This window comes from Mycobacterium kiyosense, assembly GCA_021654635.1.
Classification (GTDB): Bacteria; Actinomycetota; Actinomycetes; order Mycobacteriales; family Mycobacteriaceae; genus Mycobacterium; species Mycobacterium kiyosense.
Window position 1 is genome coordinate 2,400,539 of the sequence record AP025179.1, and the last position, 22,786, is coordinate 2,423,324.

General features: G+C 65.5%; 21 protein-coding genes and 3 pseudogenes. 13 read left to right on the plus strand and 11 right to left on the minus strand.

The annotated features are described in order from the left end of the window. Positions 1 to 34 precede the first annotated feature (34 nt). Positions 35 to 742, minus strand: a complete 708-nt coding sequence (locus tag L6444_RS11335; RefSeq protein ID WP_236982634.1) for an NUDIX hydrolase — start codon at positions 740 to 742, stop codon at positions 35 to 37. A gap of 112 nt (positions 743 to 854) precedes the next feature. On the opposite strand from L6444_RS11335, the gene L6444_RS11340 reads away from it, so the two are divergent. Next, the gene (locus tag L6444_RS11340; RefSeq protein WP_236982642.1) at positions 855 to 2,303 is read left to right on the plus strand and encodes an ADP-ribosylglycohydrolase family protein; all 1,449 of its coding nucleotides are present in this window, start codon (positions 855 to 857) and stop codon (positions 2,301 to 2,303) included. Between the two features lie 286 nt (positions 2,304 to 2,589). Here the strand turns inward: L6444_RS11340 and istB are convergent. Both istB and istA read right to left on the minus strand, forming a co-directional pair. Continuing rightward, a pseudogene (istB, locus tag L6444_RS11345) lies at positions 2,590 to 3,479 on the minus strand (IS21-like element helper ATPase IstB). Beyond that, on the minus strand, positions 3,476 to 5,152 hold the full coding sequence (gene istA / locus L6444_RS11350) for an IS21 family transposase (protein WP_055578112.1): 1,677 nt from the start codon (positions 5,150 to 5,152) through the stop codon (positions 3,476 to 3,478). Before istA ends, istB begins: the two are co-directional and overlap by 4 nt. Positions 5,153 to 5,368: 216 nt before the next feature. Between istA and L6444_RS11355 the strand changes: the two genes are divergently transcribed. From L6444_RS11355 to L6444_RS11365, 3 genes are all read left to right on the plus strand, one after another. Beyond that, complete coding sequence (locus tag L6444_RS11355) at positions 5,369 to 7,777, plus strand: ATP-binding protein (RefSeq protein WP_236982644.1); 2,409 nt, start codon at positions 5,369 to 5,371, stop codon at positions 7,775 to 7,777. Continuing rightward, positions 7,774 to 8,130 carry a hypothetical protein gene (locus L6444_RS11360; RefSeq protein WP_236982646.1) on the plus strand — a complete coding sequence of 119 codons (357 nt, stop codon included), beginning with the start codon at positions 7,774 to 7,776 and terminating at the stop codon, positions 8,128 to 8,130. Before L6444_RS11355 ends, L6444_RS11360 begins: the two co-directional genes overlap by 4 nt. A 297-nt stretch (positions 8,131 to 8,427) precedes the next feature. Beyond that, positions 8,428 to 8,673 (plus strand): hypothetical protein, encoded by a 246-nt coding sequence (locus L6444_RS11365; RefSeq protein ID WP_236982648.1) that lies wholly within the window; start codon positions 8,428 to 8,430, stop codon positions 8,671 to 8,673. Between the two features lie 59 nt (positions 8,674 to 8,732). Here L6444_RS11365 and L6444_RS11370 read toward each other — a convergent pair whose 3' ends face one another. Together L6444_RS11370 and L6444_RS11375 are read right to left on the minus strand one after the other, a co-directional pair. After that, positions 8,733 to 10,325 carry a serine/threonine-protein kinase gene (locus L6444_RS11370; protein WP_236982650.1) on the minus strand — a complete coding sequence of 531 codons (1,593 nt, stop codon included), beginning with the start codon at positions 10,323 to 10,325 and terminating at the stop codon, positions 8,733 to 8,735. Between the two features lie 239 nt (positions 10,326 to 10,564). After that, positions 10,565 to 11,656, minus strand: coding sequence for a DUF475 domain-containing protein (locus L6444_RS11375; protein WP_236982652.1), 1,092 nt, complete (start codon positions 11,654 to 11,656; stop codon positions 10,565 to 10,567). Between the two features lie 316 nt (positions 11,657 to 11,972). Between L6444_RS11375 and L6444_RS11380 the strand changes: the two genes are divergently transcribed. After that, positions 11,973 to 12,716, plus strand: a complete 744-nt coding sequence (locus L6444_RS11380) for an HNH endonuclease family protein (protein ID WP_236982654.1) — start codon at positions 11,973 to 11,975, stop codon at positions 12,714 to 12,716. Positions 12,717 to 12,917: 201 nt separating this feature from the next. Here L6444_RS11380 and L6444_RS11385 read toward each other — a convergent pair whose 3' ends face one another. Together L6444_RS11385 and L6444_RS11390 are read right to left on the minus strand one after the other, a co-directional pair. Then, positions 12,918 to 14,891 carry a serine/threonine-protein kinase PknD gene (locus L6444_RS11385; protein WP_236982667.1) on the minus strand — a complete coding sequence of 658 codons (1,974 nt, stop codon included), beginning with the start codon at positions 14,889 to 14,891 and terminating at the stop codon, positions 12,918 to 12,920. Between the two features lie 201 nt (positions 14,892 to 15,092). Then, positions 15,093 to 15,518, minus strand: coding sequence for a DUF6636 domain-containing protein (locus L6444_RS11390; RefSeq protein WP_236982669.1), 426 nt, complete (start codon positions 15,516 to 15,518; stop codon positions 15,093 to 15,095). A gap of 160 nt (positions 15,519 to 15,678) precedes the next feature. Here L6444_RS11390 and L6444_RS11395 point away from each other — a divergent pair, with 160 nt between their 5' ends. From L6444_RS11395 to L6444_RS11405, 3 genes and pseudogenes are all read left to right on the plus strand, one after another. After that, a complete protein-coding gene (locus tag L6444_RS11395; protein WP_236982676.1) occupies positions 15,679 to 16,428 on the plus strand; it encodes an Rv3717 family N-acetylmuramoyl-L-alanine amidase in 750 nt (249 codons plus the stop codon). A gap of 10 nt (positions 16,429 to 16,438) precedes the next feature. Next, positions 16,439 to 17,413 (plus strand): serine hydrolase, encoded by a 975-nt coding sequence (locus L6444_RS11400; protein ID WP_236982678.1) that lies wholly within the window; start codon positions 16,439 to 16,441, stop codon positions 17,411 to 17,413. Further along, a pseudogene (locus L6444_RS11405) lies at positions 17,340 to 18,287 on the plus strand (serine/threonine-protein kinase); the annotation flags it as partial. The gene L6444_RS11400 and the pseudogene L6444_RS11405, both read left to right, overlap by 74 nt. Before the next feature lie 82 nt (positions 18,288 to 18,369). Here L6444_RS11405 and L6444_RS11410 read toward each other — a convergent pair. Continuing rightward, complete coding sequence (locus L6444_RS11410) at positions 18,370 to 18,555, minus strand: hypothetical protein (protein ID WP_236982680.1); 186 nt, start codon at positions 18,553 to 18,555, stop codon at positions 18,370 to 18,372. Positions 18,556 to 18,606: 51 nt separating this feature from the next. Between L6444_RS11410 and L6444_RS11415 the strand changes: the two genes are divergently transcribed. After that, the gene (locus L6444_RS11415) at positions 18,607 to 18,936 is read left to right on the plus strand and encodes a hypothetical protein (RefSeq protein ID WP_236982682.1); all 330 of its coding nucleotides are present in this window, start codon (positions 18,607 to 18,609) and stop codon (positions 18,934 to 18,936) included. A 10-nt stretch (positions 18,937 to 18,946) separates the two neighbouring features. Here L6444_RS11415 and L6444_RS11420 read toward each other — a convergent pair whose 3' ends face one another. Further along, positions 18,947 to 19,813, minus strand: a complete 867-nt coding sequence (locus L6444_RS11420) for an alpha/beta fold hydrolase (protein WP_236982684.1) — start codon at positions 19,811 to 19,813, stop codon at positions 18,947 to 18,949. A gap of 68 nt (positions 19,814 to 19,881) precedes the next feature. Here L6444_RS11420 and L6444_RS11425 point away from each other — a divergent pair, with 68 nt between their 5' ends. From L6444_RS11425 to L6444_RS11430, 3 genes are read left to right on the plus strand one after another with little or no spacing between them, the layout of a single operon-like run. Next, on the plus strand, positions 19,882 to 20,349 hold the full coding sequence (locus L6444_RS11425) for a winged helix-turn-helix transcriptional regulator (RefSeq protein ID WP_459551920.1): 468 nt from the start codon (positions 19,882 to 19,884) through the stop codon (positions 20,347 to 20,349). Continuing rightward, positions 20,346 to 20,552, plus strand: coding sequence for a hypothetical protein (locus L6444_RS30525; protein ID WP_459551921.1), 207 nt, complete (start codon positions 20,346 to 20,348; stop codon positions 20,550 to 20,552). Before L6444_RS11425 ends, L6444_RS30525 begins: the two co-directional genes overlap by 4 nt. 47 nt (positions 20,553 to 20,599) lie before the next feature. Continuing rightward, complete coding sequence (locus tag L6444_RS11430) at positions 20,600 to 21,331, plus strand: potassium channel family protein (protein WP_236982686.1); 732 nt, start codon at positions 20,600 to 20,602, stop codon at positions 21,329 to 21,331. Positions 21,332 to 21,352: 21 nt separating this feature from the next. Here the strand turns inward: L6444_RS11430 and L6444_RS11435 are convergent. Continuing rightward, positions 21,353 to 21,433, minus strand: a pseudogene (locus tag L6444_RS11435) (hypothetical protein); the annotation flags it as partial. An 89-nt stretch (positions 21,434 to 21,522) separates the two neighbouring features. Between L6444_RS11435 and L6444_RS11440 the strand changes: the two are divergent. Beyond that, positions 21,523 to 22,128, plus strand: a complete 606-nt coding sequence (locus tag L6444_RS11440; RefSeq protein WP_236982688.1) for a class I SAM-dependent methyltransferase — start codon at positions 21,523 to 21,525, stop codon at positions 22,126 to 22,128. Here L6444_RS11440 and L6444_RS11445 read toward each other — a convergent pair. Further along, positions 22,118 to 22,732, minus strand: a complete 615-nt coding sequence (locus L6444_RS11445) for a phosphotransferase (RefSeq protein WP_236982690.1) — start codon at positions 22,730 to 22,732, stop codon at positions 22,118 to 22,120. The genes L6444_RS11440 and L6444_RS11445 overlap by 11 nt on opposite strands. Positions 22,733 to 22,786: the final 54 nt, after the last annotated feature.

Consider the following 22,786-nt stretch of genomic DNA (forward strand, 5'->3'; position numbering starts at 1 on the left):
ACTGCGGCGGAGATGCGGCGTGGGGCCGGGTGGTTCAGTCGGTATCGCGAGGCATGGTCAGTTGACCTCTCCGGCGACGTCGGGCCGGCGGTGAGCCGCGCCGGAACTTCTGAGCGGGTCGACCTCTGCCCTCGTTGACGAAAGTGCCCGTAGGTTGGATCAGGGGCTCCATCAGGCGCCGGAATGCATCGCGGTCCAGGTTGTGCCCGGCCACCGCTTCATGCGCGCTGCGCAGCTCGCGCAAGGTGAATTCCTCGCCGAGCAGTCCGTCCGGGTCGGGTCGATCGACGTAGCGGGCCCGCAGGTCTGCCAGGGCGTACTCCACTATCTCCGGGTGGTCGTAGGGGAGTTTCCCCGGGTCGCGCGCCAGGGCCAAGGTAGTGCGCTCCGACGAACGCGACTCCAGTTGATGCGGCTGCACGACCTGGATATGCGCGACCGACAGCACCCAGCCGCGTTTGTCGCGACCCGGCTTGTCAAACACCTGGAGTTGGCGCGGCCGCAACCCGCGGATGTTGGCCTTGTCCTGCAGGCAACGGTCGACAGCATGCGCGAGTCGCTCCCTGTCGTGGAGAAAAGTTCCTGGCAGCGCCCACCCACGACCGCTAGGTCGACGGACCAGCAGAACCACTAACTCGTTGTCGGCGTCCAGGCTGAGCACGGCGGTGTCCACGGCGACGGACGGCTGGGGATAGTCCTCCAGCGCCTTGCCGTGGGAGTCGATGTACTTGTGATCGGTCATGTCGGTGCCTCAGAGTACAGTGCAGGTATATAGAGCGCTTAGCGCAATAAATGGTGTATGATTATTGCGGATCGCGCGTAAAATCGGACCGGCGTAGAAGGAGATGGTGGCCATGGCTGCATATGACGACAGGTTTGAAGGTGCACTGCTGGGCATGGCAGCGGGCGACGCCCTGGGTGCGCCTTACGAATTCGGGCCACCGCGCGGGCTCGACAAGGAGGTCGCGATGGTCGGCGGCCGCGGCTGGGAGGTCGGGGAGTGGACCGACGACACCGCGATGGCGATCGCCATTGCAGAAGTCGCCGCGACCGGCGCAGATCTGCGCGAGGAGTCCGCGCAGGACGCGATCGTCACCCGCTGGCTGCAATGGTCGAGGAACACCAAAGACATTGGGCTCCAGACTTCTTCGGTTCTGCGCGCCGCCACCCGGGATGGCGCGATCACGGCTGAGCGTGCCCGAACCCAGTCGCAGGCACTACATGCGCGAACCGGCCGCAGCGGCGGCAACGGTTCGCTGATGCGCACCGCACCGGTCGCCCTGGCCCACATCGACGACGAGGACGCGATGGTGCACGCCGCAACAGCGATCAGCCAGCTCACCCACTGGGAGCCGGATGCGGGCGAAGCCTGCATCATTTGGTGCGCGGCCATCCGCCACGCGGTGCTCACCGGCGAACTCGATGCCCGCATCGGGCTGCGCCACCTCGAGCCCGCACGGCATGAGCTTTGGGCACAACGACTCGATGCGGCTGAGGCGGCACCGCCGTCGTTCTTCGCCAATAACGGGTGGGTGGTGTCGGCGCTGCAGGCCGCGTGGTCGGCCATCAGCACCACGCCGGTGCCGGCCGACGACCCTGGCGCCGGTGTGTTTCGGGCCGACCATCTCCGCCGCGGAATCGATGCCGCGGTACGGGCGGGTCATGACACCGACACCGTCGCGGCGATCGCAGGAGCACTGCTAGGGGCGGCCTACGGTGCGTCCGCGGTTCCGCTCGAGTGGCGCCAGCTGCTCAACGGCTGGCCGAGCCTCGACGCGCGTGGCTTGGTCAAGCTCGCCAATGCGATTAAGCGCCAAGGGAAGCCAGACACTTTCGACTACACCTACCCGGGCTCGCCCGTCGACACGTTCGCCCGGCACCCGTACGACGACCGAGTCCTGCTCGGCGGGATCGGGGCCTTGCGTCAGCTGCGTTCGGAGGTCGATGCGGTTGTCTCGCTGTGCCTGCTGGCCGACGACGACGTCCGCAACGACATGCCGCACGTCGAGGTGCGCCTGATCGACCGGGTCGGTCGCGACGAAAATCCGCACTTGGATTACGTGCTGCTGGACGCAGTGCGCGCCGTCGAGCAGTTACGGGCCGAGGGCCGCACGGTGCTGGTGCACTGCGTCGGGGCCTACAGCCGCACCCCGACCATCGGGGCGCTGTACGGAGCGCGCCTGCGCAGCGTGGCCGTCGACACGGCGCTGCGTGATGTCACGGCGGTGTTGCCCAATGCGCATCCCAACGCTGACTTCCGGAACGCGTTGCGGCGCTTGAGGAGGTGCAGCCATGAGCGCTGAGCGCGGTTGGATCGGCGAACCGGGGTCTTCGATGAAGATCTTCGTGAGCAGTGGATCACCCGCCATCGAGAGCTGGGCCACCATCCTTATGCTGCTGCCACTGCCGAAAATCCCGAGCGTTGGGAGTGCAAGTGCGGCCCAGACGCCGACGGGACTGAAGTCTGGCGCATCCTGACGATCGAGTAGCTCAAACCGAAGTTAGGCCGCCTGAGGAACGCCAAGGCGAAGCCGCAACCGGAGCAAAAATGAAGTCCGAATCGACAACGGAGCCGGGCTTTTCTCTATGTCAACCTGACTCAGGACCACTGTGACGGCTTGATTCGGGACCACCTCGGCGAGGAGGTGGTGGCTCAGGCGTCTTCGTAGGCTGTGATCGCGAGCTGCTACCGCGGGTATGGCTGAGCCGGTATGAGGTGGTGCCGGTTTCGATGATGGTGCCGTGGAAGGTGAGTCGGTCGACGATCGCGGCGCAGAGTCGGGGGTCGGTGAAGGTTTTGGTCCAGCCGGAGAAACTCTCGTTGGATGCGATGGCTACTGACGCCTTTTCCTCGCGTTCAGTGAGTACTTGGAACAGCAACTCCGCGCCCCGGCGGTCGAGTTCCATGTAGCCGAGTTCGTCGATACATAAAGATCGACGCGGCCGTAGCGGGCGATCGTGCGGGCGAGTTGCTTTTCATCGGCGGCCTCGACGAGTTCGTTGACCAGTTTGGTCGCCAGTGTGTAGCGGACGCGGAAGCCTTGCTCGGCGGCGGCGGTGCCCACACCAATGAGCAGGTGGGACTTGCCGGTGCCCGAGTCGCCGATCAGGCAGAGCGGGTCGCCTCGGCGTATCCAATCGCCTTGGGCGACGGTATGTACGGTGGCGGCGTTGATGTTTGGGTTGGCGTCGAAATCGAAGTCGCCCAACCATTTCTGACGTGGAAACCCGGCCGCTGCGACTCGCCGCAAGGTGGATCGGCGGTCCCGGTCATCGCATTCGGCCAGGAGCAGTTCGGCGAGGAAGCCGTGGTAGGTGAGCTGTTCACGCTCGGCGACTTTCACTGCTTCGTCGATCACCGCACGCACGGTCGGCAACCGCAGGCGTCGGCATGCGGAATCGACGGCGGCTTGGGCCGCTTGTGGGGTCATCCCGCGTTGGCGGCGCAGGGTGTTGGTGACTTTCGTGGCCGTGCTCATGATCCAGTCGTTCCTTCCATTCCGTCACCGGGTGGCGGTGTTGGGGGTCTGCGTTGGAGCAGCTCGTCGTAGGCCGCGACGTCAGGCAGCGGCCGGGTGTCGGGTGGCAGGCCGGCGATCACGGTCGCTGGATCAGCCAGGCGGCGCTGGGTCAGACTGACGACCCGGTAATCGACGGTATTGGCATGGTTACCGGCGTGACGGTCTGATTCGAGACCACCACCGGCGGCATGCAGGCGTGCTTCGACCGCGACCACATCCGCTGAAACGGCACCGACCGACAGGGCGGCGTGGATCCCGGCGATCACATCGGTAGCGCGCATGCTGCGGTGCAGCAGCAGCACGTCGATTAGCGAGCGAGTCCCGCCAGCATCGCCGTCGACGCGGCGGGCCTGCTGCCAGAACGCCTCGTGCGCTGCGGTGAAAGTGCCGGCGGCGCGGGCCTGAGCAAGCGCGGTGGAGCCGGGCAACGCGCCGGGTTTGCAGTGCAACACCTCCAGATAGTGGTCGAGGTTGATCGATTGCCCGTTGCGGGTCGTGACGCGTTCATGGCGTGCGGCGATAGTGCGGCCGTCGAAGACGACCAACTCCGAGGCCCGCAGCGACACCCTGACTTTGCGTCCGATCAACCGGGCGGGAACCGAGTACTTCGCCGACCGCGCCGTGATCAGCGCCGACCGGTCCACCCGTGGATGCAGCACCAGCCCCGGGTCGAACCGCTCGGCAGGCAGAGCGGCGAGATGTTCTCGTTCGGTCTGGAAGTCCTGGCCCACGGTGTGCAGCCGGCCGGTGACCCGCCGATGATCCTCACGTGCTTCGCAGCGGCGGATGTAGTCGTTGAGCTCTGACAGCGAGTCCACTTCCGGCATGGGCGTGAGCCAGGTGCGGCGGAAACGTCCGATCTCGCCCTCGACTCCGCCTTTCTCGTGGGCGCCTTTCACTCCCGGCTGGCAGTAGAACGGGTCGAACCCGTAGAACGATCTGAACAGCACCCACCGGTCGTTCTCGACCCTGCCCCGACCGCGGCCGAACACCACCGAGGTGACCGCAGACTTCAAGTTGTCGTAGCGGATATGGCGCACCGGGATGCCGCCGATCACGTCGAATGCTTCGATGTGGCCTTCGAGGAACGCCTCCTGCGACTGAGTCGCATACACCCGATGGACTGCCTTGCCGGACATCGACATTCGAAAAACGAACATGTAGCAGCGGGTTCTGACACCAGCGAGGATGACGTGAACCTCGCCGAAATCAACCTCAGCTTCAGCGCCGGGCGGGTGTTCCTGCGGCACGAACGCTTCCTGCGCCTGCTTACCGGACTCGGCGATGATCTCCGCACGACGGACCCGGACATAGTCACGCACCGACGAATACGACACATCCTCAACGCCGTGTTCATCGGCCAGACGATTGCAAATCCTTGTCGCAGTGTGGCGTTGCTTGCGGGGCGCATCCAGATCGGTCCGCAGCATCGCATCAATCGCAGGTTTGAGCGGGCCCAGTTTCGGCGACTCCCGCACCGGTGTCTTCCGCCTCGGCGGCTCCGGATTCGCCAACGCGTGCCGGACCGTATCCCGGCCAACCTTGTACTTACGAGCAAGCGCCCGAATACCCAAACCCTCGACCCGGGCGTCCCTACGTATCTGGGCGAACAGCTCCACACGACTTCCCATCCGGAACCCTCCGACAGCGAGCCAATAATCGACACGCCAACCGTCGAGGGTGGTCCTGAATCAAACCGTCACAACACACCGGTCTGAAAGAAGGTGGTCCTGAATCAGGCCGTCACACCGGTCCTGAATCAAACTGTCATAGCCAGGCTTTCATTCCAATCGTTCTCTAAGACCAAAAAGGGCACGTCTGTCACCGGGCCGTAGTTCAATCGGGTCATGCACGAAGAGCTAGCGCCTGCGCCCAGCGAGCAGTCCACCCGGGACGTCATCCTGCAGATGCTCGCCGACGATTCCGAGACCGACGATGCGATCAAGAACGCCGTGCTCGACGCACTGGCCACGGTCGGTGACCCAACCAATGGAGATGTCCAGCAGCGCACGTCGCCCACATTTCTGACGAGTATCTCGGTGGCGGGGTTCCGCGGTATTGGGCGGCAGGCGAAGCTCGACCTCTACCCTGCCCCGGGCCTGATGGTGGTCAGTGGCCGCAACGGCTCCGGTAAATCCAGCTTCGCCGAAGCACTCGAACTGACCCTGACCGGAACCAGCTATCGCTGGCACGAGAAGAAAGAAAAGATGTGGGCGGAGTCCTGGCGGAACCTGCACCATCACGACCCGTGCGCAATCCGGATCCACTTCGCTGCGGAGGGTACTGGGCCCTTCACGCTCGGCGTGGACTGGAAAGACGACGCAACGCTGGCTGAGCGCAGCGCGTGGACACAATTCGGATCGGCCCAACGGGCGGAGGGCACCGATGGTCTGGGTTGGGCTCGCCCGTTAGAACTGTGGCGTCCCGTGCTTTCCTATGACGAACTCGGCCGCGTATTCGACGACGGGCCTGCCGCGTTGTATGACGCGCTGAACAAGTTGTTGGGCCTGGACGTGCTCGCGGATGCCGAGAAATGGCTCGCCGCCAAACTGAAGTCCACAAAGGCTGCACGCGATCAGGCGGATGACGAGCGCAAACGTCTGCTCGGCATGCTCGCCGAGTCGAGCGACGAACGCGCTGAGCGCGCAACGAAACTGCTGAAGAAGCGACCTGTTCCGCTGGATGAAGTAAGGGGGCTGGCGACTGGTTCCGATGATTCAGATCTCAAGGTCGTCCCCGCGCTTCGGGCGTTGACTCAGCTCGAAACTCCGTCGCTCGATGAGATTGACTCCGCTGCAAGCCGTTTGCGTACCGCTGCCCAGGCCGTTGCGCAGCTCGCCACCACCGTCGTCGACACGACTCGCCAACGGCTCGACCTGCTCGAGGCCGCGTTAACATTCCACGCCCACGCCGGCGACACGGACTGCCCGGTTTGCGGCAAGGGCAGGCTCGACGGCGACTGGGCGACGCAGGCGCGCGCGGATGTCTCTAGTACCGAGTCCACACTGGCCGAATATCGCGCCGCGACCAACGAACTCAATCAAGCGCGAAGTTCCGCGCGCAGGCTGCTGGTGGGCCTTGAACAAGTCAGCAAAGTGCCGGCCACCGAATTGGCCGGGTTGGCGGCGTACAACGCCGCGGTTTCTGCGGCTGTAGCTACGCCCACCGGTGATGTGGACTTGGCGTCCCACCTGGAATCTGCCCTGATCGCCGTCGGCGAAGCAGCTGAGAGTTTGCGCTCGCAGGCTGCAGAAGCGTTGACAGATCGAGAAAGTGGCTGGGCTCCGCTAGCCGCGAAGCTCGGCGGATGGGTCGGGCTCGAGGAGGATGCGCGCTCGCTCGACGACACCTTGAAGACCATGACGGCGGCTAAGAGCTGGATGAATAAGAACGGCGAGGCTTTCCGAAATTTGCGTTTGAAACCCGTTGCCGCGCAGGCACGCAAGATATGGGCGCAGCTCAGGCAGGAAAGCAACGTCGACCTTGGCGAGATCACCCTGCAGGGTAGCGCGAATCGCCGGCGCGCAGAGCTCAGTGGATCTGTGGATGGACAACCCACCAAAGCGCTGTCGGTCATGAGCCAAGGTGAGCTACACGCGCTCGCGCTGGCGTTGTTCCTGCCGCGAGCAACTGCCGCGGCCAGCCCGTTCCGGTTCGTTGTGCTCGACGATCCGATCCAGGCAATGGATCCCGCCAAGATCGACGGCTTCGTGCAGGTGCTGGGTGAGATCGCCCAGACCCATCAGGTGATCGTGTTCTCCCACGACGATCGGCTGGCCTCGGTGATTCGCGAAACCGGTGTCGACGCACGACTGGTCGAGGTGGTGCGCGAGAGCGAGTCGAAAGTGACTGTGCGCGATAACATTAACCCGGCCATTCGTCAGGTCCGCGATGTGTTCGCACTGATCAAGGACGACGGCCTTGCCGATGACGTCAAGGCGCGCGTGCTGCCGGGGCTGTTCCGGATGGCTTTGGAATCGGCTGCCAAGCAAACGTATTACACCAAGCAGTCACTGGCCGGATGTCCGCGATCGGAGTGCGAGGACGCGTGGCTGGCGACGAAGAAGACCATTCCACGGGTGGCGTTGGCGGTGCTGGGTGATGCCTCAGCCGATCTGACCAAGTGGCTGGACCAGAAACCGGAACGACGGCGTTCGACGCGACTGTGCAACGCCGTTCACAACAAGGCGACCGTGTCCATGGCTGACGCACGCGACCTGGAACGCACCGTCGAGGAAGTGCTAGCGCTGCGATGAGCGCGGCCGAACTGCTCGGCCAAGCGCGGCGGCTGTTGAACACGCGAAGCGTTGGAGGGCTGTCACCGCGCATGGCTGCATTCATTGCCCGACAGGCACTCGAAGACATTGTGGCCCAACGGTGTAGTGCGCTGGGAGTCGTGTCACCCGCTGCGAATATGCGCAGCAAGTTGCTCGTGCTGCGCGCACTCGACGAGCCCGCAGTAGCTGATGCGGCCGCCGTTGCCTGGAGTCGGCTTAGCAACGCCTGTCATCTGCACGCGTACGAGATGCAGCCGTCGCTGACGGAGGTGGAACACCTCTGCGGGCTGGTCGCTTCGTTGCTGCCGGAAGGAGTGAACAGTGGGCCGTAGATTGATTTTGCTGCAGCTTCGTCGCAGGCCAGTCCGCTGGATACGTTGGTGCACAGCGAATCTAGGGGAATCATTCTCATTGCTACCCATCGACAGCCTAGAATGGAGCAGGCCTGAGAGGGCTGATCTAACAATTGCTGATTTCTGGAGCTGCCGTGACGCATCCACCCTCACGTGCTGCCGAGCTCGACAACGCACTGCTCGGACGCATCTGCTCGGTGTAAAAGGGGGGTGGTGAAATTCCCACCTTGAGCCAGAAGCGAATGAAACAGGATCGTCGCCGTCGATCGTTCCGGCGTGTTCGTTGCAACCGACCGTTCAGATCGTCTGGGGACCGGCCCCCAACTCGTCCCAGCGTGGATGGTTGTTGGGGCATGGGAGCATCTCTGCGCTCATGGTGAGCTGACTCAGGACGAGTTGCTCAACGACCTCAATGTGAAGCGATCAGCCTTCGTCTGTGCGCTGCTCGCTCAGTTTGAGGATGTGATGGTCGAATCCGCGCCGGCAACGACGCTGCAACTCATCCGTGGTCAAACCCCTTGAACAGCGACGCTGGGTGGCGGAGACCGAGAACGAGTGGAGCGATAGGGCACCGAGCCAACTCAGTTGTACGCCGTGCTCCCCGCCACCGGATGCGTCGTGCTGATCAGCTTCGCGATACAGTGATCCCGGTCGAATCCTCTACTGCTGCACCAACTCAACGCGCCCTGGGCATCGCCGAACGTATAGCCCGCAATCGTCACCCAGTAGTTGGACTCGGAGAAGGTCGACCAGTCACCGGACCACAGCAGCTTGGCGTTGTACAGGCTCCGCAGCCGCTCGTGCTCCCGCAGCGCCATCGCGTTGTCCCACGCGACGCCGCCTTCGATCGTCCCGGGACGCTTGGAGCTGAGCTGGGGAACCCACCTATTCATCGCATCCGACGCGACGACCGAGCGATCGAGATTCACGTACTGCCTCAGCTGCACTTCGGCATCCTGAACCTGCGCGGCGGTGGTCGTTGGAACCGCGACCGAACGCGTCGTCGTCGGCGGCGTCGTCTGGTAACTCGGCTGAGCCGTCGTCTCAGAGGTGGACTGAAGAGCAGGTTGCGTCGAGGGGGGATAGGCAACAGCAGGCGAGGGATTATCCGAACCAGAGTTCTGATTCGCGACCACGGCGACCGCGAGCACGATCACGACCACTACAAGTGTGGCTGCGACCGCGACCAACGCTGGCACCAGATAACGTCGTGAATCCTGCTGCGGCGGCATCGTTAAAAGCGTTGGCGCAGAATTGAACTGCGCGTTGAAGTGCTGGTGATCACGCGGCGGTGGCGGTGGCGGCTGGTACTGCGAGGCGTACACCGTGTCCTCGGTCGCCGAGGTCGGCCGCGGCGCCGTCAGCGCCCGCTTGGCTGCCCGGGCCAACGCCCCGGCGCTGCCGTAGCGGTCGTCGGGATGCTTGGCCATCCCGCGCGCGATCACCTCGTCGAGTGCCGCCGGAACCGCCGACCTGGCCATACTGGGTCGCGGCGGCGGCGCGGACAGGTGAGCCGCGATGACCTGCTGGGCGGTACCGACGAACGGCTGACGGCCGGTCAACGTCTCGTAGAGGACGCAGGCCAGTGCGTAGATGTCCACGGCCGGCGTGGCGGGCGCATCGCTGTTGAGCCGCTCGGGTGCCATGTAGGCGAAGCTGCCCACCTGGTAGCCCGTCATGGTCAGATGGCTCTCGCCCGGCGCCTCGGCGATGCCGAAGTCGACCAGGTAGGCGAAATCGTCGGGCGTGACCATGATGTTCTGCGGCTTGACGTCGCGGTGGATCAACGCTTTGGCGTGCGCGGCATCCAGCGCCGCCGCGACCTGGCTGATGATCTCGACCGCCCGCTCCGGCGTGAGCATCCGCTTGGCGAGGATGTCGTGCAGGGTCTCGCCCTGCACCAGTCGCATGTCGATATAAAGCGTGTGGTCGATCTCGCCCCAGTCGTGAATCGGAATGACATGCGGCTCTTGCAGAATCGCCGCCGCGTGCGACTCGCGCAGGAACCGCTCCCGGAACGTCGCGTCGTCGGCGAACTGGTCGGTGAGCACCTTGAGCGCGACAGCCCTTCGCTTGTCGGTATCGAACGCCTCGTACACCTCACCCATGCCGCCCTTGCCGAGCAGCCGGTTGACTTCGTACTTCCCGAACGTCCCGCCCACGAGTGTCTTCATCGTGTCCGCCTTCCTCCCGACAGTCAGTATGCGACGGGGGTACGACAGACGGCAGGCGTTTGCCGCGAAAGGCTTACCTGCGGCGCGCGGCGCGTGGTCGGAAGGCTGGTGTGCGGCGACTCCCGCCGACAAGGTGCTGTAAGAACGGCATGATCGGGCACAGTGATCCGAGACGGATGAGACTGATGTGACACCTGAGCCGTGCGGTACCAGGTTTGCTGAATCTACCGCCCGACCCGTCAGGCAGTGCCCGCTACGTCGGGTCTCTTCCTACGATTACGCACCATGCTGCTGAGCAATGACGCACCGATGAGGACCACTCCGATCATGCCGGTCACGATCTCGTTGACGTGGAATCTGATCGAAATCAGCAAGATCACCGCCAGCGCGCCGATCGCCCAGTGCGCACCGTGTTCGAGGTACACGTATTCCGAGAGGGTCCCCTTACGCACCAGGAAAATGGTGATCGACCGGACGAACATCGCTCCGATGAAACCAAGCCCCAACGCGATCAGAATGGGATCGGCCGTGATGGCGAACGCACCGATTACCCCGTCGAACGAGAACGACGCATCCAGCACCTCGAGCTGGAGGAACAGGAAGAACCCGGCCTTGCCGGATGCCTTGACGAGTTGGGAGGGTCCGCCGGCGCCCGGATCGGTGGCGTCGTCGTCGACCGCGAACATCGACCCCAGGCTGTCGACCACCATGTAGACGACCATGCCGAGCAGGCCGGACAGCAGCACCGAGTGGCGTTGTTCGTTGTCTGAAAGGAATTCGGAGGTCAGGACCAACGCCAGCGCCGCAGCCGCCACGGACAGGTGGCCGCGTTTGCCCGCTTTGCCAAGCGGGCGCTCCAACCACGAAAGCCAGGTGATCTCGCGCTCACAGAAGATGAAGTCCAGGAACAACAACAGCAGGAAAGTGCCTCCGAAGGCGGCGATCTGCGGATGCGCTGTGGTCAGCGCGGTTTCGTAGCTGGGACTGCCATCGGGGAAGTACGCGGCATCGTTGGGTGGGGGATTGAGCGCGAGCTGCATAGCCTGGCGTGGTGCGAGGCCCGCGGTCATCCACACCACCAGCAGCGGGAAAAAGATCCGCATGCCGAACACCGCGACCAGGATCCCGACGGTCATGAAGATCCGCTGCCAGAACGCGTCCATTCGCCGCAGCACCGTCGCGTTGATCACCGCGTTGTCGAAGGACAGCGACACTTCCAGCACGCCCAGGATCGCGCACAGGATGAGCGCGTGAATTCCCCGGTAGAGGTACGCGGCGACCAGCGAACCGATCGTGACCGCAATCGACGGCCAGAAAATGCGCAATTCCACGCGTGCCCCTATCGACCCGGCCGGGTCAGCCGGGGTGCTCGCAGGTGATTACGGTGACGGCGGAATCGTGAGCGCTGGCGCGAGACCTTCACGTGTGCGCGTACCGCTCGTCGCACCTCACGTCTTGACGCCCCTCATCGAACTCCTTCGCGAACCCCTGGAACTCAGGCTAGTCTCTACGCGTTTGCCGAGGCTCGGCGCAAGTCGAGTTTCGCCGGGGTGGGTGTTGCTCGAACCGATCTGCCGGGGTCCACGTGGAACCTGTTGCGGCGCAGCTCACCTAAATGTGTCGGTGCACCGCGATAGAAGTGACGGTGTGAATCGTTTCATGGCCGCCGCGGTCGTGGTCCTCGCTGCGCTGATGTCGGCTACGGCCGTCGGATGCAGCGCGCCCGCCGCCCCGCCGGGCACCGCGGTGTCCACCCGCGTATCTCAGGCGCCTGCGTCTTCGGTGCCATCGCCCGCAACATCGACCACGGCACCCGATACGGCCCACCACATCGCGCAACTTCTCACCTCCGTGCCAGTCGTGGAACACCTGCCAAAGCTCCCGGGATACCAACGCGGCTGTAAACCCGGCCAGGGCTGCGTGTTCGGGCCCGCGTGGACGGACACCCAACACACCGGATGCGACACCCGCAATCGGGTGCTGGCCGCACAGTTGACCAACGTCGTCTTCAAACCCGGCACCCGGGACTGCAAAGTGATCCGCGGCATCCTCAACGACCCGTACACCGGGGCCACGCTCGAGTACGGCGGCCCCACGCACGACGACATCGAGATCGACCACGTCTTTGCGCTGAACCGGGCATGGGACGCCGGCGCCGCGCAATGGACCGCCGACCAGCGACTCCTGTTCGCCAACGACACCGACAATCTGCTCGCAGTCTCCGGCGCCGAGAATCGGCGCAAATCGGACTCCGGCCCAGATGAGTGGTTGCCGCCCAATCGGCAGTTCGCCTGCCGCTTCATTGAGATCTACCTGAGCGTGGCCGTCAAGTATCGGCTCACGGTCACCCAGCGGGACAAGTCTGTCGCCGAAAGTACCTGCCCCCCTTGACGTTGCCGCAAAGCCGACGACTAGCGGCGTCACCATGACAACGGAAGGGGAGCCATGGAGCCATGACCTTTGCAGAACGTTGATATCACCGGCGATAGCGCTTTCGTGAAAAGACCGCCGTCCCGCCGAGACGAGCTCGGATGCGCATGCACTGAAGATGTTGCGCTCCAAGAAAACTCGACGCGGCCCAGGGTGGGGGGCCTACTTGCGCTGCAACTCCAGGATTTGGTCGTTGCGGCCGCCGACGTAGATGTTGCCGCGATTGTCGACGGACAACCCCCAGGGATAGTTGAGACCGGTGAAGGGCAGCTCGATCTGGTCCGAGGACCCCGCGGGTAACTTCAGGGCGCGGTTGTTGCCGCTGTCGGTAACGTACACAGCGCCCTGGCTGTCCAGGGTGACACCGCCGGGCTGCTTGAGGCCCTTGAACGGTACGGGCACTTGCTTTTTCGTGTCCGTCGGCAGCATCAGGATCCGATTGTTTCCGCCGTCGGAGACGTAGATCGTACCGTTGCCGCTGACCACCAAACCCGTCGGGCCGTTGAGGCCGGTGAAGGGCACCTCGGTCTGGGTGTTGGAGCCGTCGGTCAGCGCCACCACACGGTTGCGGGCCGTGTCGGTGACGTAGACGGTGCGACTGCTGTCCACCGTCAGACCGGTCGGATTGCCGAGGTCGGTGAAGGGCAGCGTGATCGGGGCGCTCGCACCGTAGCGAAGGACCAGTACACGCTTGTTGCCGGCGTCGTTGACGTAGATCGATCCGTTGGGGTCGGCCGTCACCCCAGTGGGAAAGCTCAGTCCCTCGAATGGCAGCTGGTCGGGCGTCTTCGAGCCGGGGTGCAACGCCAGGATCCGGTTGTGCTCGGTGTCGGCGACGTACACCGTGCCGCCGTAGTCCACCGACAGTCCCTGTGGGTCACGAAGTCCGGTGAACGGCAGGGTCACCTGCTGGAACTCGTCGTGGGCGGAGTCCGACCTGCCGAAGACGACGAGGCCCGCGACAGTTGCAGCCACGGCGACCAACGCGGCCACCGAAAGGGCGGCGGCTTTGCGACGCCACCACGGCCGCGACGGTGTGGGCGCGCTCCCTCGTGCCGGAGCCGGCTCTCGCGCGGGAGTGGGCGGCAGGGTCGGCAGGGGCCGGGCGAGGGTCGGTGGGCCGTGCACATGCTGCGGCGACGCGTGCTGCGGCAAGGCAGTGCGCGGTGGTCCGGTCTGGGGTGCCGTGGCGTGTGGGCCGGTCTGCCTGGGCGGGGCCTGCGGCATCGGGACCGGCGCACGATTCCCGGGCCGGGCGCCGTAGTGAACGTGTTCGGGGATGGCCGGTCGCATCAGGGTGGGCGGTTCCGGCGGCGCGGCCGGCGGTGCGGTGAGCGCCTCGCGGGCAGCCCGCGCCAAATCCACCGCGGTGTCATACCGGTCGCCGGGATGCTTGGCCATGCCCTTGGCGATTACGGTGTCCAACCCCGGCGGCAGAGCGGGATTGGTGTTCGACGGCCGCGGCGGCGGACTGGTGAGATGCCCGGTGATCTGTCGCTCCAACGTGTTTCCCGGAAACGGGTGCTGGGCGGTCAAACACTCGTAGAGGACACACGACAGCGAGTAGATGTCCGATCGCGAGTCGATGGGTTTGGTGCTGAACCTCTCGGGAGCCATGTAGTGCCAGGTTCCCACGAAGTCTCCCGCCGCGGTCAACGCCAAATCGTCTGTTGCACGGGCGATTCCGAAATCGAACAGGTACGCGAAGTCGTCGGCGTCGAGCAGGATGTTGGACGGCTTGACGTCGCGGTGCAGCAGCCCGTTCCGGTGCGCGGCATGCAGCGCTTTGGCGACCTGGTCGATGATGGCGACCGCGCGCTCCGGCGGCAGCGGCCCGTTGTTCAGCACCGTCTGCAGGTCGCGCCCCTGGATCAATTGCATGTCGACGAACAGCCGTCCGTCGATCTCGCCGTAGGTATGGATCGGGATCAGGTGCGGGCTGCTCAACCGCGCGGCCGAGTGGGCTTCGCGGCGGAACCTTTGCTGGAAAACCTCGTCATTGGAAATCTCCGACGGCAGAATCTTGAGCGCGACGACCCGGTCGGTGGCGGTGTCGAACGCCCGCCACACCTCGCCCATGCCGCCGCGACCCAGCAACTCGATCAACCGGTATTTCCCGAACGAAGTTCCCTCCAACAAGCCCTCCTTCGATCTTCGCCAGCTACTGCCAGACCATCATGCTCCCATGCCCGGCCACGCCGCTAGGCCACGTCCGCGCAAGACGCTGTTAACCAGTTGTTCGCCAACCTCCGCCGGAAGCCCCGACCGAGACCGCTGTTTGCCCGCCGCGACGGCGACATCGCCAGCCCAGCCAGCCAGCCCAGCCAGCCAGCCCAGCTATCCCAGCTGAAAGGAATCCCGCGAAACCTGGAAGAAATGCCCACCGCCGGACTCGGTGCACTTGATGCCCGCCTGCTCGCTACTGGCACAGGTGATGGTGCCGGCGCTGATGGTCTGGCCGTAGTTCAGCGTCGGCTCGCCGGGCATGGCCAGGGTGTCGCCGTGGCAACTCCCGTGGCCGGGCTTACCGGGTTCCACCGCGAATCGGTTGCCCCACTTGATGTGCTGGGCACATTCCGGTGGTGGCGGCGGGGTGAAGGTGTACTCGTGGATGTCGCAGGCGGCGCCGTCAGCGCCGAGCATGCAGACGATGTTCCCCGACGGCGACTGAAAATACTTCGAGTCCGCGTGTGCGACGGCCGGAACAGCGATGGCGGCGGCCGCCCCGACGGTCGCGACCAGCCCGAGCTTGAAGGTGCGCATGCCGCGAGCGTAACGCCACAGCGAAGAAAGCGGCCCGAAATGACGGTGCGATAGCACTCGTGGGGAAGGTTGCGGAAAAAGGAAGTCAGCACTGGGGGACCAAAGAAGGACCAAACAAGGTGAGGGGCGCGCGACCGGGCCCGGTTGTTACCATCGCGCGGTGACCCGAGTTTCCCGGCGCGACGTGCTCAAATACGCCGCCGCCGCACCGCTGGTCGTCGCCGCAGCCCTCAGCGCGCCGCACTCGAAGGCCGCTGGGCTCGCCGATATGACCGTCTTCCTCGACCCCGGCCACAACGGCGTCGCCGACGCCTCCATCAACCGGCCGGTCCCCAACGGTCGGGGCGGCACCAAGCCGTGCAACACCTCGGGCACCGCGGCCAATGACGGGTATCCCGAGCACGCGTTCACCTGGGCCGTCACCAATATGGTCGCCGACAATCTGCGCGGGATGGGCGTCAAGGTCGGCCTGTCCCGGGGCGACGACAACTCCGTCGGACCCTGCATCGACGAGCGTGCCGACCGCGCCAACGCGGCCCATCCCGACGCGATCGTCAGCATCCACGCCGACGGCGGCCCGCCGTCCGGGCACGGCTTCCACGTCAACTACTCCAGCCCCCCGCTGAGCGACAACCAGCCCGAGCAGACCATGCAATTGGCCAACGCGATGCGCTCGGCGCTGCTGCAAGCGGGTTTTGCGCCGTCGAATTACATCGGATCCGACGGCCTCTATGGTCGCGCCGACCTGGCCGGCCTGAACCTGGCGAAGTACCCGGCCGTCCTGGTCGAACTCGGCAACATGAAGAACGCCGACGACGCCGCCACCATGGAAAGCCCCGACGGGCGCGCCCGGTACGCCAACGCCGTCACCCAAGGGATCGTCGCCTATCTCCAAGCCAAAGCGGGGTAGCATCCGACGCGTGATCGCGGTTGCCGCAACCCTGGTGGTGGCAGCCGCGGTCGTGGCGCTCGGCGTCGTCTACCTCAATCGCGACGCGCCAACACCCCACCGGACCGCCGCACCGCCGCTGCCGTCCACCACCCGAACCGCACCGCCCGGCCAACCCGACCTGGCAAGCGAATTCGCCCAATTGGCGGCCCGACTGAACGCGACCATGGGCCTGGCGGTCGCCGCCGTCGGCAGCGCCGAGCCGCCCGCGACGTGGGGCAGCTCGGAGCAGGGCCCGGCCTGGTCGACCAGCAAGGTGCCGTTGGTGATCGCCGCCTACCGCGAGCAGGGCCACATCACCGACAAGATGAGGGCCGCGATCACCGAATCCGACAACGCCGCCGCCGAGGCGCTGTGGCAGCAGTTGGGTGAGCCGGCCACCGCCGCCCGCAAGGTGCAGCAAAGCCTGCAGGAAACCGGCGACCCGACGACAGTCCAGTCCCGCAAAGTCCGGCCCGAATACACCGCTTTCGGCCAGACCATCTGGTCGCTGGCCAATCAGGCGCACTTCACCGCTAACGCGTTCTGCGACAAGCGCAATGACCCGATCTTCGATCTGATGGCGCAAATCCAGCAGCAGCAGACCTGGGGAATCGGCACCATGGCCGGAGCCCGATTCAAAGGCGGCTGGGGCCCCCTCGGAATCCGGCATATACCTGGTCCGCCAGCTCGGCGTGATCGACACACCGGCCGGGAAAACCGCCGTCGCCATTGCCGCGCAACCGATTTCGGGATCCTTCGACGACGGAAGGCACGCCCTCGACGAAGCCGCCACCTGGCTGACCAGCCACCTCGCCCAGCTGCCCGCCGGAAAGTGCCCGGGCAAAGGCTAGACAAGCCGGCGCCGTGCCGCATAATCCCTACGGGAGGCGATGACGGTGTCAGCGGGAGATCAGCGAGTCGGCACGACCTTCGGCAAATACACGATCACCGGCGTCCTCGGTAAAGGCGGCATGGGCGAGGTCTACGAGGCCTACGACAACCAGATCGGCCGGTCGGTCGCCCTGAAGATCATCAAGAGCCAGTACGCCCACGACCGCAAGTTCCGCACTCGCTTCGAGCGGGAATCGCACGCGGCGGCGACGCTGCAGGAGCCGCACGTCATCCCGATCCACGGTTTCGGCGAAATCGACGGCTCGCTGTTCATCGACATGCGGCTGGTCCGTGGCAAAGACCTGGAAGCTCTGCTGGCCAAAGGACCGCTGGATGCGCCGCGGGCCGTCGCCATCGTCAACCAGATCGCCGCCGCGCTGGACGCCGCGCACGCCGAGGGCCTGGTCCATCGCGACGTCAAGCCGCAGAACATCCTGGTCACCCCGGCCGACTTCGCGTACCTGGTGGACTTCGGGATCGCCGAGGTGGTGGGGGAGAACACCCGGCTCACCGCGACCGACATGCGCGTCGGGTCGTGGGCCTACATGGCGCCGGAACGATTCGCCGGCACCGAGATCACTCCGGCCGCCGACATCTACTCACTGGCTTGCGTGCTGTACGAAGCGTTGACCGGTGAACTGCCTTTCCCGGGCAAGACCCAGGGCGGGTTGATCGCGGCACACATGTCCACGCCGCCGCCGCGGCCCAGCCAGACCAACCCGCGGGTTCCCGCGACGTTGGACGACGTCATCGCCCGCGGCATGGCCAAGGAACCCGACGACCGCTACGGCAGCGCCGGGGCGCTGGGTCGCGCCGCCGAACGGGCGCTGCGCAGTGGTGTGCGCACCGTGGTGGATCCGACGGACGAGCCGACCCGGCAGCTGTCCTGGGCGCCGGCGCCACCCACCCTGCCGCGGGCTTACCCCCGTCTCCACCGTCGCCGCCCGCGCCGCCGCCGTATCAGCAGGTCTACCCGCAGACGTACCCGCCGTCAGGGCCGCAGCCGGTGATCACCAATCAGGTTGCGGATCAACAAGATCGGCGTTGGGTGCTGCCCGTGGTGATCGGCGCCTGCGTGGTGCTGGTGCTCGGAGTGATCGGCATGGTGGTGAGCCTGCTGAGGAAGCCGGATTCGCCGCAGAGCGGTGCCGCATCGTCGGTGAGCGTCCCGCCCACGATTCCGCCGTACTCGGGCGAGCCGACCGACTCGTCCAAATTCGCCGCAGCCGAGCCCGTCGCGACCCGCCAACGTCACCCCCTCCGCTGGTGGCCGGCCCGGATCAAAGCGCCGCGCACCAAAGCTGCGACTTCGGTTATCACCGCAACGACAGCACCGCATTCGGCTCACGCAGCGGCCGGGGCTCGCCGCAGACGTCGTGCTTCTTCGCGCAGTCCGTGCTGGACTCGTACTGGAGTGCCTACGGAAATGCGACCACCGATGCGCGGACGGTGTCGGCGCCGGGTTCGGTTGCCTGCCCGACGATTCCGGGCGCGGAATGCAACGGGGCGAACTTCGTCATGCGGTGCGCGGGCGACGGCCCGAACCCGTGGATCCGGTGCACGGGCGGTAAGGAAGCGGTCGTCTACCTCTGGTAGCAGGATGGCATCACGCCAACCAATCCCGGATCGCCGCGGCGAACCGCTCCGGGGCATCCGACTGCACGTAATGCCCTGCGCCGTCGATGATCTCGGTGCGGTGATCGGGGAAGACCTGTTCCCACCGGCGCAACTCGTTGTCGCCGAACGCGATGTCGCCGGTGGCCCAGATGATGAGAGCCGGCATCGATGCCAGGCCCGGCAGGGCGGCCTCGATCTCAGCCAGGAACGTCCGAGAGCCGGTGATGCGGCGGGGAAAGACCGCCGAGGCGTACCGCCGCTCCGGGCTGTCCAGGGCCTTGCGGTAGTGCGCCATCTCGGTGCCGCTGGGCTTCCGCCACCGGTGCCCCGCCGGGATCATGGCGTTGACGAAGAGGTTGAACTGCCTTATCAGCAACCGTCCGAGCGGTCCGCCCATCAGGCGCGAGAAAATCTCGAAGTGTGGGCCGCTCACCGGCCAGGCCCAGGTATTGGCCACCACCACCCGATCGAAGGCGTCGGGATTACGCGCGACCGTAGCCAGCCCGATCGGCCCACCCCAGTCGTGGACGACGACCGTCACCCCGCTCAAGCCGAGCCTGTCGACGAAAGCGGCGACCACCTCGGCGTGCTCCTCGGGCACATACCGGTAGCCCGGCGCGGCCTCGGACAATCCAAATCCTGGATAATCGATTGCCACACAACGGAATTCATCACGCAGGGCGCGGATGGTGTCCCGGTACACGAACGACCAGGTGGGGTTGCCGTGCAGGAACAGCAGCGTGGGCCCCGACCCTTCGTCCACATAGTGGATGGTGTGCCCGTCGATCTCGACGAAGCGGCTCTGAAACGGGAACAACGTCTCGTCGACCCAGGCGGGTCGATCGGTGACGGTCATGCCTAACCCCTTCCTACGGATCCTGCTTGATATACTAAAGCACACTTCATTTTATAAAGCAGGGTGAGATGGGAAAGAACTTCGGTCAGTACTGCGGCCTGGCCCGCGCGCTCGACGTGGTCGGCGACCGCTGGAACCTATTGATCGTGCGACAACTCCTGGTGGCGCCCGCCCGTTACCGCGAGCTGCTCGACGGTCTGCCGGGTGTAGCCACCAACCTGCTGGCCGGCCGCCTGCGTGAACTCGAGGCGGCCGGAGTGATCGAACGACGGCTGGCCGATGGCGCGGCCGTCACCTACGCGCTCACCCCTTGGGGGGCGCAGCTGCGCGAACCGATCGAAGGGTTGATCCGCTGGTCCACACCGCTGATGATCCGGGGCCCAGAAAACGACGTCTTCCGCGCCGAGTGGCTGCTGGTGGCGCTGCCGGCACTGCTGGCCGACCGAGTGCCCGGGGATCGGTCGGTGACGGTGGGCATATCCGTGGCGGGTGAGATGGTGCAGCTGCGGATGACGCAGTCTCGGGTGTCGAGGTGAGCTTGCCGGATGGTCGTGAGTTGGACGCCGTGCTGCACGCCGAGGCCGCGATGGTGCTGGGTCTCGCGGTGGGGATGCTCACCCTCGACGACGTCGCGGCCGCGGTGCACATCGACGGCGACCAGGCCGCTGTGCGGGCCATCTTCGAGCGGCCGGTCAGCCCAACGTCGGCAGCGTCACGCTCGGCCGGATCCGCCGACTGACGCCGACGGCGAAAGCCTTTGCCGGTGGCCCGGATACGCTGAGCCATATGTCTGACCTCTCCAAGGAACAGCTGTGGAAGCAGCGCACCGAGTGGCCGCTGGCCCTGATTGCCGCCGCCTTTCTCACCATGTACTCGATACAGGTGCTGACCCGGCCCGGAGCAGAGTTGTCGCACTCGCTGCAGGTGGCGTGCTGGATCGCGTGGAGCCTGTTCGTCATCGACTACCTCGTCCGCCTGCTGTTGGCGACAGACCGTTGGCAATGGTTCCTGCGGCACTGGTTCGACTTCTTGATCGTGGTGCTGCCGCTGATCCGGCCACTGCAATTGGTGCGGCTGGTGGTGCTGATGGGAGCGCTGCAGCGGGCCGTGGGTGACGCGGTGCGCGGCCGGATTCTGCTGTACACCATCTCTGGGGTACTGCTGTTGATCTATGTGGGCTCCCTCGCCGTGCTCAACACCGAACGCGGCGTGCCACACGCCACCATCGACTCGTTCGGCACGGCCGTCTGGTGGGCGATCACCACCGTCACCACCGTCGGCTACGGAAACCTGTATCCGGTCACCGTCACCGGACGGGTCATCGCCGTGGTCCTGATGATGGGCGGCATCGGCCTGGTCGGTGTGGTGACGGCATCACTGGCGTCCTGGATCGTGCAACGCGTCGAGGAGACCGACACCGCCAACCAGGCGGCGACCGCCGCCCAGATCGACGAGCTTCGCGAGGAGATCCGGGCCTTGACCGACCAGCTGCAGCCCCGGGAAGCCAGATGGCTGTAGCAGACTCGTAGCCCGGTGCGGTCAGCGACGCGCCGACCCGGTCAGCTGCTGGCCGTCGGCGCCTTGCAGCAGACAGATCACGGTGCTGGGGTTGGGATCGGCAGCCTCCTGCAACACCGAATCGGCTTGCGGGGGAGTCTAAGCACCGCGCCGGCCAGCGGCGGCTCATTCGGGCAAGTTCCCGTCGGACCGTGCTAGTTTCGGCCGAGATGTTTCGCCGCCGACTCTCCGAAGCCCAGCACGTCATGCAACCCGCCCTGCGGTTGCGCGACCAGGCCGAGGCGCTCGCCGGATACATCGAACGCGGCGACACCGTGCTGGACGTCGGGTGCGGAACCGGGTATCTGTCGGCCTATCTACGCGACATGTACGGCGCGGACCCGACCGGCATCGACGTGACGGACGCACGCGTGACCGACATTGCGTTCGTCGAATTCGACGGCACCTCGATCCCGTTCCCGGACAACTCATTCGACCATGTCGTGCTCAGCGAGGTGCTGCATCACAGCCACGACCCGGTGCGGTTGACAACCGAATGCCACCGGGTGGCACGCCGGCGCATCTTCGTCTTCGAAGACATGCCCGACGGGGTGATCGGCAAAGCCGCGCTGTACGCCCACGTGCACGCGTTCGCCCGCTACCACCGCTACCCTTACGCGCCAGCGCGTTTCGACGAGTACCGTCAGGCACTGGCCTGGCTGGCCACTACCGCAGCGAATGTCGCGCGCATCCCGCAACCGCCGGAGTGGCTGAGCGTCTATCCGCGCGTGCTGTTCGTCTACGACGTCACGACCTGATTGCCTCGACCGCCCAGGCGGGCATCACCGGCGCGCGGGTGAGGCCGTGACCGGCCTGACCGATGCTGCGCAGCAGCCATTGCACGCGCAGAATGCAGCAACCCATCCGCACCATGGCGAAAATCTCATACCACCACAGCGCCTGAAGGGGGCGGCCGATCATCTCCTCGAATCGGGCGACGACCCGCTGCCGCGTGTCGAAGCCGGGCAATTCCGGATCGGCTGTGATGCCGTTGACCTCCATGGTCTGGCGTCGTGTGGCCAGCCACCACGCGAAGTCGGTTTCGGCCGGGCACAGGCAGGCCTGCTCCCAGTCCAGCGCCCCGACGATCGCGCCGCTGTCGTCGAAGATCGCGTTGGACAGGCGGGCATCGCCCCAGCACACCGCCAATTCGGCGGGGTCCTCGGGCCGGTGACGGTGCAGCCAGGCGAACGCGTCGACGATCAGTTCGGGCACCTGCGTGTCGGTGGCCCACTCGACATAGTCGCGCCACCATGCGAGTTCGGCGGTGTTGCCCACGCCCTGCGGGCGTCGCAGCCACGGCGCCTGGTCGACCGGAACCCGTTGCAGCGCAACAAGTGTGTCCAGAAACGAGTCGTGCACCCTCCGTTGCACCTCGATCGCGGCGCCGTGCAGCCAGCCACGGGATGCATACGA

Excerpts from the sequence above, each read along its gene's own strand:
- L6444_RS11335 (WP_236982634.1), bottom strand. The coding sequence starts at position 742 with ATGACCGATCACAAGTACATCGACTCCCACGGCAAGGCGCTGGAGGAC.
- L6444_RS11340 (WP_236982642.1), top strand. The coding sequence starts at position 855 with ATGGCTGCATATGACGACAGGTTTGAAGGTGCACTGCTGGGCATGGCA.
- istA (WP_055578112.1), bottom strand. The coding sequence starts at position 5,152 with ATGGGAAGTCGTGTGGAGCTGTTCGCCCAGATACGTAGGGACGCCCGG.
- L6444_RS11355 (WP_236982644.1), top strand. The coding sequence starts at position 5,369 with ATGCACGAAGAGCTAGCGCCTGCGCCCAGCGAGCAGTCCACCCGGGAC.
- L6444_RS11360 (WP_236982646.1), top strand. The coding sequence starts at position 7,774 with ATGAGCGCGGCCGAACTGCTCGGCCAAGCGCGGCGGCTGTTGAACACG.
- L6444_RS11370 (WP_236982650.1), bottom strand. The coding sequence starts at position 10,325 with ATGAAGACACTCGTGGGCGGGACGTTCGGGAAGTACGAAGTCAACCGG.
- L6444_RS11390 (WP_236982669.1), bottom strand. The coding sequence starts at position 15,518 with ATGCGCACCTTCAAGCTCGGGCTGGTCGCGACCGTCGGGGCGGCCGCC.
- L6444_RS11420 (WP_236982684.1), bottom strand. The coding sequence starts at position 19,813 with ATGACCGTCACCGATCGACCCGCCTGGGTCGACGAGACGTTGTTCCCG.
- L6444_RS11425 (WP_459551920.1), top strand. The coding sequence starts at position 19,882 with ATGGGAAAGAACTTCGGTCAGTACTGCGGCCTGGCCCGCGCGCTCGAC.
- L6444_RS11430 (WP_236982686.1), top strand. The coding sequence starts at position 20,600 with ATGTCTGACCTCTCCAAGGAACAGCTGTGGAAGCAGCGCACCGAGTGG.